Below are 13612 nucleotides of genomic sequence, written 5' to 3'. Positions count from 1 at the left end.
GCAGGCGGAGCGCGGTTCGGCGCGACAATGAGGTTCGACACCGGCGGGAGGAGAGACGAATGGCGGCGCAGCTCGTCGAACTCGGGGTCCTGGTCGGGACCTGGGAGGTGAACAGCCCGCAGTTCCCCGGTCCGCCCGGCCGCACCGTCGTCGAATGGCTGGCCGACGGCGCGTACCTGCTACTGCGCGACACCGTGCCGGAGCCGGGCCCGAGCGGAACGTGGATCATCGGCGCCGATGACGACGAGCAGGGACTCACCGTGTTGCACCACGACGAACGCGGGGTGTCCAGGGTCTATCGCAGCGCCTTCGGCGGCGGGCACTGGCGAGTCTGGCGGGACGCCCCCGGCTTCTCACAGCGATTCACCGCCACCCTGGACGAGACGGGGACGACCCTGCGCGGGGCCTGGGAGACCTCGGCGGACGGCGCCCGCTGGGAACACGACTTCGACCTGATCTACCGCCGAATCGGCTGAACGCGCCCCTGCGGCCGAGGCTGGGCGGGTTGCGGGGCTTGCAGGCATTCGGCAAGTGCCATCATGCGCACCGCCCAGTTCAGCTGGGCAGAGGTTGCCGCCGGATCGACGCCCAACCGCGCGCATCGGCGTACCGCCTTCGGTGCGGCTGTGCTCGTCTGCGGGCATGCCGCAGGCAGTCTGCGTTGCTCGAGTCGTGCGCGGGCTAGCGGCGGACGGGCGTCCGGCTGCGTCCATTAGGCTGGTAGCGGCAACTTTCCTGTTGTGACCAGCTGGAGACAAGGATCGACACCGACATGACATCCCGCATCGAGCTCGCCCGCGTCGACTTGCGCGGTCGTACTCCTTCCGCTGCCGAGCTGCGCTCCGCGCTGCCGCGCGGGGGAGTCGACGTGGACTCGGTGCTGCATCAGGTGCGGCCGGTGGTGGAGGCGGTCCGCGACCATGGCGTCTCTGCGGCGCTGGAGTTCGGTGAGCGGTTCGACGGTGTGATTCCGGCGACCGTCCGCGTCCCGCGGTCCGAGCTGGTCAAGGCGCTCGACGAGCTGGACCCGGCGGTGCGCGCCGCGCTGGAGGAGTCGATCGCGCGGGCTCGCGCGGTGCACGCCGATCAGCGCCGCACCGACACCACCACCGAGGTGGTGCCCGGCGGCACGGTCACCGAACGCTGGGTGCCGGTGGAGCGGGTCGGGCTGTACGTGCCCGGCGGCAACGCCGTCTACCCGTCCAGCGTGGTGATGAACGTGGTGCCCGCGCAGACCGCTGGCGTCGGTTCGCTGGTGGTTGCCTCGCCGCCGCAGTCCCGGTTCGGCGGGCTCCCGCACCCGACCATCCTGGCCGCCGCGCAACTGCTCGGCGTCGAGGAGGTGTGGGCCGTCGGCGGCGCGCAGGGCGTCGCGCTGCTCACCTACGGCGGCGTCGACACCGACGGCGCGGAACTCGAGCCGGTCGACCTGATCACCGGTCCTGGCAACATCTACGTCACCGCGGCGAAGCGGCTGTGCCGCGGCCTGGTCGGCATCGACGCCGAAGCGGGCCCCACCGAGATCGCCATCCTTGCCGACGCCACCGCCGATCCGGCGCACGTCGCGGCCGACCTGATCAGCCAGGCCGAGCACGACGTGCTGGCGGCCAGCGTGCTGGTCACCGACAGCGTCGAGCTCGCCGACGCGGTGGACGCCGCGCTGAGCACCCAGATGACCGTCGTCAAGCACGGGCACCGGGTGCGAGAGGCGTTGACCGGCAAGCAGTCCGGCACCGTGCTCGTCGACGACATCGACCAGGGCCTGCGCGTGGTGAACGCCTACGCGGCCGAGCACCTGGAGATCCAGACCGTCGACGCGTCCGCGGTCGCGGCCAGGGTGCGCAGCGCGGGCGCGATCTTCGTCGGCCCGTACGCGCCGGTCAGTCTGGGCGACTACTGCGCGGGCTCCAACCACGTGCTGCCCACCGCGGGCTGCGCGCGGCACTCGTCCGGACTCAGCGTGCAGACCTTCCTGCGCGGCATCCACGTCGTCGAGTACACCGAGGCGGCGCTGAAGGATGTCGCAGGGCACGTGGTCGCGCTGGCCAACGCCGAGGATCTTCCGGCGCACGGCCAGGCCGTCACGGTGCGATTCGAGACGCTGTCATGACCGGTCAGCTCGTCGCGCCCGGGTCGGCCATCGGCCTGGACGATCTGCCGCTGCGCGAGAGCCTGCGCGGCAAGAAGCCTTACGGCGCACCGCAATTGACCGTTCCTGTACAGCTGAACACCAACGAGAACCCGCACCCGCCGAGCCGCGCCCTCATCGACGACGTGGCCGAGTCCATCCGCGCCGCCGCCGCCGACCTGCACCGCTACCCCGACCGCGACGCGGTCGCGCTGCGCACGGATCTGGCGAACTACCTGACCCGCCAGACCGGCGTCACGGTGGATACGGCGAACGTCTGGGCGGCCAACGGTTCCAACGAGATCTTGCAGCAGCTGCTCCAGGCTTTCGGCGGACCGGGCCGCAGCGCACTGGGTTTCGTGCCGTCCTACTCGATGCACCCGATCATCTCCGAGGGCATCGACACCGAGTGGGTCGAGGCAAAGCGCAACGCCGACTTCTCCCTCGACATCGACTACGCGCTGGCTGCCATCGCCGAACGCAAGCCGGACGTGGTCTTCGTGACCAGCCCGAACAACCCCACCGGACACAGCATTCCGCAGGACGACCTGGTGCGCATCCTCGATGCCGCGCCAGGCATCGTGGTGGTCGACGAGGCCTACGGCGAATTCTCGGCGGCGCCGAGCGCGATCGCGCTGATCGACCGTTTCCCGGCCAAGCTGGTGGTGAGCCGCACCATGAGCAAGGCCTTCGCGTTCGCGGGCGGCCGCCTGGGCTACCTGGTCGCCGCGCCCGCGGTGATCGACGCGATGCTGCTGGTGCGGCTGCCGTATCACCTGTCGGTGGTCACCCAGGCCGCCGCGCGCGCGGCCCTGCGGCACGCGGACGAAACCCTCGGCAGCGTCGCGGAATTGGCGGCGCAGCGCGATCGGGTCGCGGCCGCGCTCGCCGAGCTCGGCTTCGAGGTGGTGCCGAGCGACGCCAATTTCGTGCTGTTCGGCCGGTTCGCCGACGCGGGCCGCGCCTGGCAGCGATACCTGGATCGCGGCGTGCTCATTCGCGACGTCGGCATCCCCGGCTATCTGCGCGCGACCATCGGCCTCGCCGCCGAGAACGACGAGTTCCTGCGCGTCAGCGGTGAGCTGGCGGCCACCGAACTCACGCCCCGATGAACCCCGTGGAGGACACACCGATGACCAGAACCGCGCGGGTCGAGCGCATCACCAAGGAATCCAGCATCGTCGTCGAACTGGATCTGGACGGCACCGGCAAGACCGAGATCTCCACCGGCGTCCCGTTCTACGATCACATGCTCACCGCGCTCGGCGCGCACGCCAGCTTCGACCTGACCGTGCGCGCGGAGGGCGACATCGAGATCGAGGCGCACCACACGGTCGAGGACACCGCCATCGTGTTCGGCCAGGCGCTGGGCAAGGCGCTGGGCGACAAGTCCGGCATCCGCCGCTTCGGCGACGCCTTCATCCCGATGGACGAGACCCTCGCGCACGCGGCGGTCGACGTGTCGGGCCGACCGTATTGCGTGCACACCGGCGAGCCGGAACACCTGCTGCACGCGGTGATTCCGGGCAGCCCGGTGCGTGGCCGTTCCGAGCCGGGCGCGCCGTACTCGACGGTGCTCAACCGTCACGTCTTCGAGTCGATCGCGCTCAACGCCCGTATCGCGCTGCACGTGCGGGTGCTCTACGGCCGCGACCAGCACCACATCACCGAGGCCGAGTTCAAGGCGGTGGCGCGGGCGCTGCGCGCGGCCGTCGAGCTCGACCCTCGGGTGAGCGGTGTGCCGTCGACGAAGGGAACGCTGTGACAACGAAATCCGTCGCCCTGCTCGACTACGGCTCCGGCAACCTGCACTCCGCGGAGCGGGCGCTGGTGCGCGCGGGCGCGCGCGTCGAGGTGACCGCCGATCCCCAGATCGCGCTGGCCGCCGACGGTCTCGTGGTGCCCGGCGTCGGCGCGTTCGCGGCTTGTATGGCGGGGCTGCGCGAGGTGCGCGGGGAACGCATCATCGGTCAGCGCTTGGCGGGCGGGCGTCCGGTGCTCGGCATCTGCGTCGGCATGCAGATCCTGTTCGAGCGCGGCGTCGAGTTCGGCGTCGAGACCGAAGGGTGCGCCGAATGGCCCGGCGTGGTGGAGCGGTTGTCCGCCCCGGTGCTCCCGCACATGGGCTGGAACACCGTGTCGGCGCCGTCGGACAGCGTGCTGTTCAAGGGCATGGACGCCGACACCCGCTTCTACTTCGTCCACTCCTACGCCGCCCAGACCTGGGACCTCCCGCCGAGCGAGCACTTCGCCTCCCCGAAGCTCACCTGGGCCGAACACGGCGTGCCGTTCCTCGCCGCGGTGGAGAACGGCGCCCTGTCCGCCACCCAGTTCCACCCGGAGAAGTCCGGCGACGCGGGAGCGCACCTGCTGCGCAACTGGATCGACTCCCTCTGATCCGCAGCTTCCACACACTTCGTGTACGCCTCACATAGCCACCGCCTGTGTGAGGAGTGCACGAAGTGTGTGCCAGCACCCCCACACACTTAGAACCGGGTACCGATGGCCCACTGCGGGGTGCTCTGCACGCGAGAGAGCCGCCACCCGGCCGCGGTTCGCACGGCGTCGAAGCTGTAGATCTCGCCGAGGGTGTACTTCGGCTCGGTCAATGTGCCCTCCGCCGCGGGCGTGAAGGTGGCCAGCAGGTTGGCGCGCACGGCGGCCGTGTCTCCGCGCAGGTCGACGATCACATTGCTGATGAAGTGCTGAATCTTCTTGTCCGCGGAGTGACTTCGGCTCGCCTGCGCGATCATCGCGTCGACTCCTCGTGCGGTGCCGCCGGGCGTGGTGGCGGTGGCGTCGGCGGTGTAGATCTCCCGGAAGTTCTCGAATGCGCCTTCGTCCAGCACTTGGCCGAGGCGGTCGACCAGTGCGGTGATGTGGTTGCGGTCCATCAGTTCTCGGATCTCCTGCCGCTCGGGGTCGGCGGCCGTCGAGGTGGACGAGCAGGCGGCCAGCGCCGCGATCGACAGCAGGGCGAGGGAGAGGCTGATCTTCTTCATGGCGATGGCCTTTCGTATCCAATGTTGGCGTCTCCAGCGTTGGTAAGTCCAACGATATAGAATGTGGGTCGCGCCAACAAGTGGGTTGCTAGATTGGTGCCATGGAGATCGCGCACAATGGCGTCGCGGGCAGGCTGCGTGCGCTGCCCACCCGGCTGATCAACCAGGTCGCCCTCGTGGCCGACCGGGCGACGGAACGGGCGCTGGAAGACACCGGGTCGCGCCGACACCACTACGCCCTGCTCACCACGCTGCGCGAGTTCGGTCCAGCGAGCCAAGCCGATCTCGGCCGCCGCACCCGCATCGATCGCAGCGACATCGTCGCGGCACTCAACGATTTGGCCGACCGCGGTTTCGTGGAACGCAACCCCGACCCGGGTGATCGCCGCCGCAACATCGTCACCCTGACCCGCTCCGGCGCGCGCCATCTCGACGAATTGGACGGTCGCCTCGACACCGCGCAGGACGAATTGCTCGCCGCGCTGTCCGCCGCCGAGCGCCGCCAGCTGGTCGGCTTGCTCACCCGGATACTCGACGATCACTCGCGATCTTGACCGGCGGCGACCTCGTCGGTGTTTCCGCAGGCCGGAGGTGGGGCGCGGGGAGTGGCCGACTATGCTGCTCGGAGTGAGTCTTGTGCTGCTACCTGCCGTCGATGTCGCCAATGGAGAAGCCGTGCGCCTGGTCCAGGGGGAGGCGGGCAGCGAGACCAGCTACGGCTCGCCCCGCGACGCCGCACTGGCCTGGCAGGAGGCGGGCGCCGAGTGGGTGCACCTGGTCGACCTGGACGCGGCGTTCGGCCGCGGCTCCAACCGTGAACTGCTCGCCGAGGTGGTCGGCGAGCTCGACGTGCGGGTCGAGCTGTCCGGCGGCATCCGTGACGACGAATCCCTCGAGGCGGCCCTGGCCACCGGCTGCGCCCGCGTCAACCTCGGCACCGCCGCGCTGGAGAACCCGGTGTGGTGCGCCAGCGCCATCGCCAGGCACGGCGAGCGCATCGCCGTCGGCCTCGACGTGCGCATCATCGACGGCGAGCACCGGCTGCGCGGCCGCGGCTGGGTCAGCGACGGCGGCGACCTGTGGGAGGTGCTCGAGCGTCTGGAGCGTGACGGCTGCTCGCGCTACGTGGTCACCGACGTCACCAAGGACGGCACCCTGACCGGCCCGAACCTGGACCTGCTTCGCGACGTGTGCGCGGCGACCGACGCCCCGGTTGTCGCCTCCGGCGGCGTCTCCACCGTCGAGGACCTGGTCGCCATCGCCGGGCTGGTGCCCGACGGCGTGGAGGGCGCGATCGTCGGCAAGGCGCTGTACGCGGGCCGGTTCACCCTGCCCGAGGCACTCGCCGCGGTGCGCTGACCGAAAACCGATGGCTGCCAACCCGATCGCGGAGCTTCCCGAGCTGCTCGCCGTGGCGAGCGAGATCCTCGACGACGCCAGCGGGCGTTTCGTCGAGGGGCTCGGCGCGCCGAGCGCGGTCACCAAGGGCCGCAACGACTTCGCCACCGAACTCGACCTGGAGCTGGAACGCACCGTCTCCGAGGGGCTGGCCCTGCGCACCGGAATCGAGGTGCACGGCGAGGAATTCGGCGGTCCGCAGCTGACCTCCGGCACCGCGTGGGTGCTCGACCCGATCGACGGCACCTTCAACTACTCCTCCGGTCACCCGCTGTCCGGCATGCTGCTCGCGCTGGTGCGCGACGGCGAACCGGTGCTCGGGCTGACCTGGCTGCCGATCCTCGGGCAGCGCTACGCCGCGATGCGCGGCGGGCCGGTACTGCTCAACGGCACACCGCTCGCGCCGCTGCCGCCCGCGAAGCTGGCCGACTCGATGATCGGATTCGGCGCCTTCAACGTCGATTCCGACGGTCGCATCCCCGGCCGCTTCCGCTTCGATCTGCTCGGTCCGCTCAGCAGGCTCTCCTCCCGGGTGCGCATGCACGGCTCCACCGGCATCGACCTGGCCTTCACCGCCGCAGGGGTGCTCGGCGGCGCGATCGTGTTCGGCCATCACCCGTGGGACAACGCGGCCGGTGTCGCGCTGGTCCGCGCGGCGGGCGGCGTGGTGACCGACCTGGCGGGCGAGCCGTGGACCATCACCTCCGGCTCGGTGCTCGCGGCGGCGCCCGGGGTACACGAAGAACTGCTCGAGATGATCTGCACGGTCGCCGATCCGTCGACCGCCGAGGAAGGATGAGCCGATGACGTTGGCCGTACGCGTGATCCCGTGCTTGGACGTGGACGCGGGCCGGGTGGTCAAGGGCGTCAACTTCGAGAACCTGCGCGACGCGGGCGATCCCGTCGAGCTGGCCGCGCTCTACGACGCCCAGGGCGCCGACGAACTGACCTTCCTCGACGTCACCGCCTCCACCGGCGACCGAGGCACCATGATCGACGTGGTGACCCGCACCGCCGAGCAGATCTTCATCCCGCTCACCGTCGGCGGCGGCGTGCGCACCGTCGAGGACGTGGACCGGCTGCTGCGCGCCGGCGCGGACAAGGTCTCGGTGAACACCGCCGCGATCGCAAGGCCCGAGGTGCTGCGGGAGATGTCGGAGCGATTCGGTTCGCAGTGCATCGTGCTCTCCGTCGACGCGCGCACCGTGCCCGACGGCCAGCCGGACACTTCCTCCGGCTGGGAGGTCACCACGCACGGCGGCAAGCGCGGCACCGGCATCGACGCCGTCGAATGGGCCGTGCGCGGTGCGGAATTGGGCGTCGGCGAGATCCTGTTGAACTCGATGGACGCCGACGGCACCAAGACCGGCTTCGACCTGCCGATGATCCGCGCGGTCCGGGCCGCCGTCTCGGTGCCCGTCATCGCCAGCGGTGGCGCCGGGGCACTCGAACACTTCGCTCCCGCGGTGCAGGCGGGCGCGGACGCCGTCCTCGCCGCCAGCGTCTTCCACTTCGGCGACCTCACCATCGGCCAGGTCAAAGACTCCATGCGCGCGGAGAACATCGTCGTCCGCTGACCCCGCGCCCGCGCTGGCCGGGCGCAGGCGACGACGTTATGGTGTTGCTGCTCGGCCGGTGTTCGGAATCAGGAGGGGGAGCGCGTGCTGCGCGAGGGTGAGGTGTTCGCGGGTTACCGCATCCAGCGGCAGCTGGGTCGGGGCGGGATGGGATCGGTGTACCTCGCCGCGCATCCGCGCCTGCCTCGGTCGACGGCCCTGAAGTTGTTGAATCGTGAGCTGTTCGCGGACAACGAGATTCGCGCCCGGTTCGAACGCGAAGCGGATCTGGTCGCGCAGCTGGATCACCCGAACATCGTCACGGTGTTCGATCGCGGCGTCGAGGACGACCAGCTGTGGATCTCGATGCAGTACGTCGACGGCACGGACGCCGGGATGATCGATCCGCGCGCGACGCCACCGGAGCGGGCGGTGCAGATCGTCGAGGAAACGGCGAAAGCGCTGGATTTCGCACACAGCATGGGGGTGCTGCATCGCGACGTCAAACCGGCCAACATCCTGCTCGCGCACCCGTCGGCGGGGCAGAATCGGGTGAATCTCACTGATTTCGGCATCGCCCGGCTGCGCGACGACGCCGGTCATCTGACCCAGACCGGGACGTTCACCGCGACTCTGGCCTACGCGTCGGCGGAGCAGCTGACCGGCGCGCCGATGGACGGCAGAGCGGATCAATACGCGCTGGCCTGCACGCTGTTCTGGTTGCTGACCGGGACGAGTCCGTACGAGTCGGCCAACCCGGCCGCCGTCATCCAAGGCCACCTACAGGCGGTGCCCCCGCGCGTCACGGCGCTGCGCCCCGACCTCCCGCCTGCCCTTGACGATGTCCTCACGCGCGCGTTGGCCAAACGGCGGGAAGACCGATTCGGGTCCTGCACCGAGTTCGCCGAAGCCGCGCGCGCCGTGCTCGGCCCTTGGCAGGGACCGCCACCGACGCCGAGCGGTCCCCGGCCCGTCGTCACGCCCGCCCCGATGCCGGTGATGCCGCCGCATGGCATCCCCGCGCCAGCGCCCTCGCCGGTACGTCCGCCGTACGGGTACCGGCCGCCCGCACGCAGGCGCAGTGTTGGGCTGTCGATGCTGGTGATGTTCGCCGTGCTGCTGGTCGTGATCGTCGGTGGAGCGCTCGGCGTCCGCGCCGTCTATCGACACTTCAATCCCGATCCGCCGTACGGAGCGATCGCCGAGGAGTTCCCGAAGATGATCCCCGCCGAGCGCGGCGGGCTCGGCTACCTCGGGGCCCGGTGCTTCCCGGAGAGGCCGGAGGCCAAGCGGTACTGGAATTCGCCGTCCCGTCCCGACCTCGGCGCCTGGACCGCGGGATGGGGCTGCGACTACCACGACGGCAGTGGCAATCCGAGCTACTTCCTGTTCGTCTACGACTCTCCCAGCGACGTGCTCGCCGCGACCAGCAATTTGAAAAAGAGCGAAAGCCGCACCGAGACCAACGCGGGCACGTCGTACACGAATCACTATCTCGCGGGGGACGGCTCGACGACGCCGAGGCTGGTGACAACGTTCGACGAGCGGGGGCGGGATCGGTTCCTGATGTACACGATCGGTTCGTACGGCGAAGAGGGCGAGCTCGCCGAGTGGTGGAAATCCGCGCCGCTGAAGTGACCACTCGGCGGTCGGCCGCGGGCGATACCATGTCGCCGCGACCGCCCTGTTATAACGGTGGCATGACACTCGACCCCGCCATCGCCGCCCGACTCAAGCGCAACGAGGCGGGGCTCGTCGCGGCCGTCGCGCAGGAGCGCGGCACCGGAGATGTGCTGATGGTCGCCTGGATGGACGACGAGGCGCTGGCCCGAACCCTGGAATCGCGCAAGGCGACGTACTATTCGCGCTCGCGCCAGCAGTACTGGGTCAAGGGCGAGACCTCCGGTCATACCCAGTACGTGCACGAGGTGCGGCTGGACTGCGACGGCGACACCGTCCTGCTCGTCGTGGACCAGGAGGGCGCGGCGTGCCACACCGGCACCCACACCTGCTTCGATTCGGATGTGCTGCTCGGCGAACCGAGCTGACGGCTCAGGCGGTCACTCGCTCGACCGGTCTCGGCGTCCGGCGCCGTCGGCCGACGCGAGCTGGCCGATCACCTCGGTCAGTCGCTGCGCGAGGACCTCGCTGAGATCGGCGAGCTGCGCCTTCTGTGTGGCGTCCAATCCGTCGAAAACCAAGCGCCGCACCGCGTCCAGATATCCGGGCGCCGCCTCGACGACCTTGAGGTAGCCGTCGTCGGTGAGGACGGCCTGGACGCCGCGGCGACCGACGGTCGCCGAGCGTTGCGCCCAGCCCATGCGCTCCAGCTTGGAAACGACATGGGACAGACGCGATAGCGAGGCATTTGCTTTGTGGGCAAGATCACTCATTTGGAGCCGATGTCCCGGTTCCTCGGAAAGCAACGTCAAAACCCAATACTCGAAATGAGTGACTCCGGATTCACGCTGCAATTGCGTATCCAACGCGCTCGGCAGCCGTGTCATCAGCGCCACGACCGCGCGCCACGCCCGTTGTTCCACGGGATCCAGCCACTTCGTCACTATGCGCCTTCTTTCGAGCCAAGTGACGTGGGATAGTCAGGGAGCCTATCGATCAGAGGGAAACGTAGTCACGGTCACTCGCGTGCACGAGTTTGCCACGACTTCGCTCGACGGTCATACGGATCACCCGTGTCGTGAGTTCATTCACAGGTGGTCGTGGCGTGTCGGAGACGTGTCCGGCGTGGTGGCCGTCGGTGTCGCGGTGTTCCCGGAGGCGTTCTGCTTGGCGGCCTTCCTGCGCCGCATCTCGCGGCGGGTGGCGAGATACACCGCGCCGAGGAAGAACAGCGCCGCGAGCACAGCGCCAACCAGACAGGCGCCGCGGAACGCGGGCGCGTCGACGTCCAGGATGCGCTCGCCCGCGTGGGCTGCGTTGTTGCCGCCGAGCACGATGGTCAGCGTCATGAGATTCGGTATGGCCACGAGGACGGCGAGCACCGCCGCCGCGCCCGCCAGGAACTTGCCCGCCCGCTTTCGCCACATCAGCACCGCGAACAGCAGCAACAACAGCGGGACGAGGGTGCACATGCCGCCGAGGAGCAGTCCCCAGCCGATGCCCTTGGCGAAGCTGCCGTTCACCATCTCGGCGAGCCGCTGCGCCCACCACCGCGGGATGAAGGCGGCCAGGATGAGGTAGGTGACGACGACGGCCACGAACAGGGCCACGCCGCCGATGATCCGATTGCGCCAGACGGACGCGCTGGATTTGCCGTCCGGCCGAACCTCGCTCGAAGTCATGATTTCAGCGTAGGCCGACCGGTCGGTCTACGGTCGGCGGCGCGCGCCCCGGCGTTTCGCCTCGGCGGAGCTCAGCGCACGCGCTCGCGCAGGAAGGTCAGCGCCTTGTCGGCGTGCACGTCGGCCCGCAACTCTCCAGTGATCACTTCGAGCACGGTGCGGTCGGTGTCGATGACGAAGGTCTGCCGCTTCACCGGCGCGAGTTTGCCGAGCAGTCCGCGCTTGACGCCGAACTGCGCGGCCACCGCGCCGTCGGCATCGGACAGCAGGGGGTAGTCGAGCCGTTGTTTGGTGGCGAAGCCCGCCTGGGTGTCCACGGCGTCGGCGCTGATGCCGGCGCAGGACGCGCCGAGTGCGACGAATTCCGCGGAGAGATCACGGAAGTGGCACGCCTCCGCGGTGCAGATCGGGGTGTTCGCCGCCGGATAGAAGAACAGCACCAGCGGCCCGTGGGTGAGCAACTCGTCGAGGGAGCGGAGGGTGCCGGACTGGTCGGGGAGCTCGAACTGCGGGGCGAGCTGTCCTTTGCGCATGATCAGGACAGTACCGGGTGCGCTGGTCGGCGGCGACGCGCCGATGGGGGCCTTGGACCGGGCCGGACGAAGCCCGAGCTCCCGCCCTGGGATGATGGAGTAATGCCTGGCGCGTCCACTCCCACCACCACGACCCGCGAACAGTTCCATCTGCTCGCCGCGGAACACCGGGTGGTTCCCGTGACCCGAAAGGTGCTGGCGGACTCCGAAACTCCGCTGTCGACCTATCGCAAGCTGGCCGCCGACCGGGCGGGCACCTTCCTTTTCGAATCCGCCGAGAACGGACGGTCCTGGTCGCGCTGGTCGTTCATCGGCGCGGGCAGCCCGTCGGCGCTGACCGTGGTGGACGGCGAAGCGGCCTGGCTCGGCCACATTCCGGTCGACGCCCCCTCGGGCGGCGACCCGCTGCTCGCGCTGCGCGAGACGCTGCAACTGCTGCGCACCGAGCGGCTGCCTGATCTGCCGCCGCTGACCGGCGGCATGGTCGGCTACCTCGGCTACGACGCGGTGCGCCGCATCGAGCGGCTGCCCAACCTGGCCGCCGACGACCTGCGGCTGCCCGAGATGGTGCTGCTGCTCGCCACCGACCTGGCCGCCTTCGACCACCACGAGGGCGCCATCACCCTGATCGCCAACGCCGTGAACTGGAACGGCACCGCCGATCGGGTCGACGAGGCCTACGACGACGCGGTCGCGCGGCTGGACCGGATGACCGAGGCGCTCGCCGCGCCCGCACCGTCCACCGTCTCGGTCTTCGACCAGCCGGAGCCGAGCTACCGCCGCCAGCGCACCTCGGACGAATTCGGCGCTGGCGTGCGCAGGCTGGTGAAGGAGATCGAGGCGGGCGAGGCGTTCCAGGTCGTGCTCTCCCAGCGGTTCGAGATGGATTACCACGGCGAGCCGCTCGACCTCTACCGGATGCTGCGGGCCTCCAATCCCAGCCCGTACATGTACCTGATCCACGTCCCCGACGGCGAGGGTGGCACTGCCTTCTCCATCGTCGGCTCCAGCCCGGAATCGCTGGTGACCGTGAAGGAAGGCGTGGCGACCACGCACCCGATCGCGGGCACCCGCTGGCGCGGCCTCACCGAAGAGGACGACCTGCTGCTGGAGAAGGGCCTGCTCGCCGACGAGAAGGAGAACGCCGAGCACCTGATGCTCGTCGATCTCGGCCGCAACGATCTCGGGCGGGTCTGCCAGCCTGGCACGGTGCGCGTCACCGAGTACCGGCACATCGAGCGCTACAGCCACGTCATGCACCTGGTGTCGACGGTGTCGGGGCGGCTGAAGCCGGGCAAGGTCGCGTTGGACGCGGTGAGCGCCTGCTTCCCGGCGGGCACGCTCTCGGGCGCGCCGAAGGTGCGCGCGATGGAACTCATCGAGGAACTCGAGCCGACCCGGCGCGGCGTCTACGGCGGCGTCGTCGGTTACCTCGACTTCGCGGGCGACGCCGACACCGCGATCGCCATCCGCACCGCCCTGCTCAAGGACGGCGTCGCGTACGTCCAGGCGGGCGCGGGCGTGGTCGCCGACTCCGACCCGGACTACGAGGACGTGGAATCGCGCAACAAGGCGATGGCGGTGCTGAAGGCCGTCGCCGCCGCCGAGACCGTGCGCGCCTACGGCACCGATTCCGTGCGCGCCGCCGACGCCGAGACAGTGGGCAGCGGCGCTGAGAGCATGAGCACCACGG

At 69.8% G+C, this 13612-nt stretch carries 15 protein-coding genes and 1 pseudogene; 12 read left to right on the top strand and 4 right to left on the bottom strand.

Annotated elements, in window-relative coordinates; genetic code table 11:
• Positions 1 to 59: 59 nt before the first annotated feature.
• The 5 genes from NAM01S_RS33385 to hisH all read left to right on the top strand — a co-directional run bounded on the left by NAM01S_RS33385 (position 60) and on the right by hisH (position 4525).
• The gene (locus NAM01S_RS33385) at positions 60 to 476 is read left to right on the top strand and encodes a hypothetical protein (protein ID WP_067793277.1); all 417 of its coding nucleotides are present in this window, start codon (positions 60 to 62) and stop codon (positions 474 to 476) included.
• Between the two features lie 296 nt (positions 477 to 772).
• A complete protein-coding gene (hisD, locus tag NAM01S_RS33380) occupies positions 773 to 2110 on the top strand; it encodes a histidinol dehydrogenase (RefSeq protein ID WP_067793275.1) in 1338 nt (445 codons plus the stop codon).
• Complete coding sequence (locus tag NAM01S_RS33375) at positions 2107 to 3240, top strand: histidinol-phosphate transaminase (RefSeq protein WP_067793273.1); 1134 nt, start codon at positions 2107 to 2109, stop codon at positions 3238 to 3240. The genes hisD and NAM01S_RS33375 overlap by 4 nt, the downstream gene beginning before the upstream one ends.
• Before the next feature lie 20 nt (positions 3241 to 3260).
• A complete protein-coding gene (hisB, locus tag NAM01S_RS33370) occupies positions 3261 to 3893 on the top strand; it encodes an imidazoleglycerol-phosphate dehydratase HisB (protein ID WP_097248484.1) in 633 nt (210 codons plus the stop codon).
• Positions 3890 to 4525 (top strand): imidazole glycerol phosphate synthase subunit HisH, encoded by a 636-nt coding sequence (gene hisH, locus NAM01S_RS33365; RefSeq protein ID WP_067793269.1) that lies wholly within the window; start codon positions 3890 to 3892, stop codon positions 4523 to 4525. Before hisB ends, hisH begins: the two co-directional genes overlap by 4 nt.
• An 89-nt stretch (positions 4526 to 4614) precedes the next feature.
• On the opposite strand, the gene NAM01S_RS33360 is transcribed toward hisH, so the two are convergent.
• On the bottom strand, positions 4615 to 5130 hold the full coding sequence (locus NAM01S_RS33360; RefSeq protein ID WP_067793266.1) for a nuclear transport factor 2 family protein: 516 nt from the start codon (positions 5128 to 5130) through the stop codon (positions 4615 to 4617).
• Positions 5131 to 5231: 101 nt separating this feature from the next.
• Here NAM01S_RS33360 and NAM01S_RS33355 point away from each other — a divergent pair, with 101 nt between their 5' ends.
• From NAM01S_RS33355 to hisI, 6 genes are all read left to right on the top strand, one after another.
• A complete protein-coding gene (locus tag NAM01S_RS33355; protein ID WP_067793263.1) occupies positions 5232 to 5684 on the top strand; it encodes a MarR family winged helix-turn-helix transcriptional regulator in 453 nt (150 codons plus the stop codon).
• A 73-nt stretch (positions 5685 to 5757) separates the two neighbouring features.
• Entirely contained in the window at positions 5758 to 6489 is a 732-nt protein-coding gene (priA, locus tag NAM01S_RS33350) for a bifunctional 1-(5-phosphoribosyl)-5-((5-phosphoribosylamino)methylideneamino)imidazole-4-carboxamide isomerase/phosphoribosylanthranilate isomerase PriA (protein WP_067793361.1), read from the top strand.
• 10 nt (positions 6490 to 6499) lie between these two features.
• A complete protein-coding gene (locus tag NAM01S_RS33345) occupies positions 6500 to 7327 on the top strand; it encodes an inositol monophosphatase family protein (RefSeq protein ID WP_067793262.1) in 828 nt (275 codons plus the stop codon).
• Positions 7328 to 7331: 4 nt separating this feature from the next.
• Positions 7332 to 8105 carry an imidazole glycerol phosphate synthase subunit HisF gene (gene hisF / locus NAM01S_RS33340; RefSeq protein WP_067793260.1) on the top strand — a complete coding sequence of 258 codons (774 nt, stop codon included), beginning with the start codon at positions 7332 to 7334 and terminating at the stop codon, positions 8103 to 8105.
• Between the two features lie 84 nt (positions 8106 to 8189).
• A complete protein-coding gene (locus NAM01S_RS33335; RefSeq protein WP_067793258.1) occupies positions 8190 to 9722 on the top strand; it encodes a serine/threonine-protein kinase in 1533 nt (510 codons plus the stop codon).
• Between the two features lie 62 nt (positions 9723 to 9784).
• The gene (gene hisI / locus NAM01S_RS33330; RefSeq protein ID WP_067793256.1) at positions 9785 to 10132 is read left to right on the top strand and encodes a phosphoribosyl-AMP cyclohydrolase; all 348 of its coding nucleotides are present in this window, start codon (positions 9785 to 9787) and stop codon (positions 10130 to 10132) included.
• 12 nt (positions 10133 to 10144) lie between these two features.
• Here hisI and NAM01S_RS33325 read toward each other — a convergent pair whose 3' ends face one another.
• From NAM01S_RS33325 to NAM01S_RS33315, 3 genes are all read right to left on the bottom strand, one after another.
• Positions 10145 to 10591, bottom strand: coding sequence for a MarR family winged helix-turn-helix transcriptional regulator (locus NAM01S_RS33325; RefSeq protein ID WP_157108041.1), 447 nt, complete (start codon positions 10589 to 10591; stop codon positions 10145 to 10147).
• 201 nt (positions 10592 to 10792) lie between these two features.
• Complete coding sequence (locus NAM01S_RS33320; RefSeq protein WP_372511720.1) at positions 10793 to 11389, bottom strand: permease; 597 nt, start codon at positions 11387 to 11389, stop codon at positions 10793 to 10795.
• A gap of 68 nt (positions 11390 to 11457) precedes the next feature.
• Positions 11458 to 11919 carry a peroxiredoxin gene (locus NAM01S_RS33315; protein ID WP_067793254.1) on the bottom strand — a complete coding sequence of 154 codons (462 nt, stop codon included), beginning with the start codon at positions 11917 to 11919 and terminating at the stop codon, positions 11458 to 11460.
• A 102-nt stretch (positions 11920 to 12021) separates the two neighbouring features.
• On the opposite strand from NAM01S_RS33315, the pseudogene NAM01S_RS33310 reads away from it, so the two are divergent.
• Positions 12022 to 13551, top strand: a pseudogene (locus NAM01S_RS33310) (anthranilate synthase component I); the annotation flags it as partial.
• Positions 13552 to 13612 lie beyond the last annotated feature (61 nt).

This window comes from Nocardia amikacinitolerans NBRC 108937 (genome assembly GCF_001612615.1).
Lineage (GTDB): Bacteria > Actinomycetota > Actinomycetes > Mycobacteriales > Mycobacteriaceae > Nocardia > Nocardia amikacinitolerans.
The sequence above is the reverse complement of the archived record's forward strand: the minus strand, read 5'-3'. Positions and strand labels throughout refer to the sequence as shown.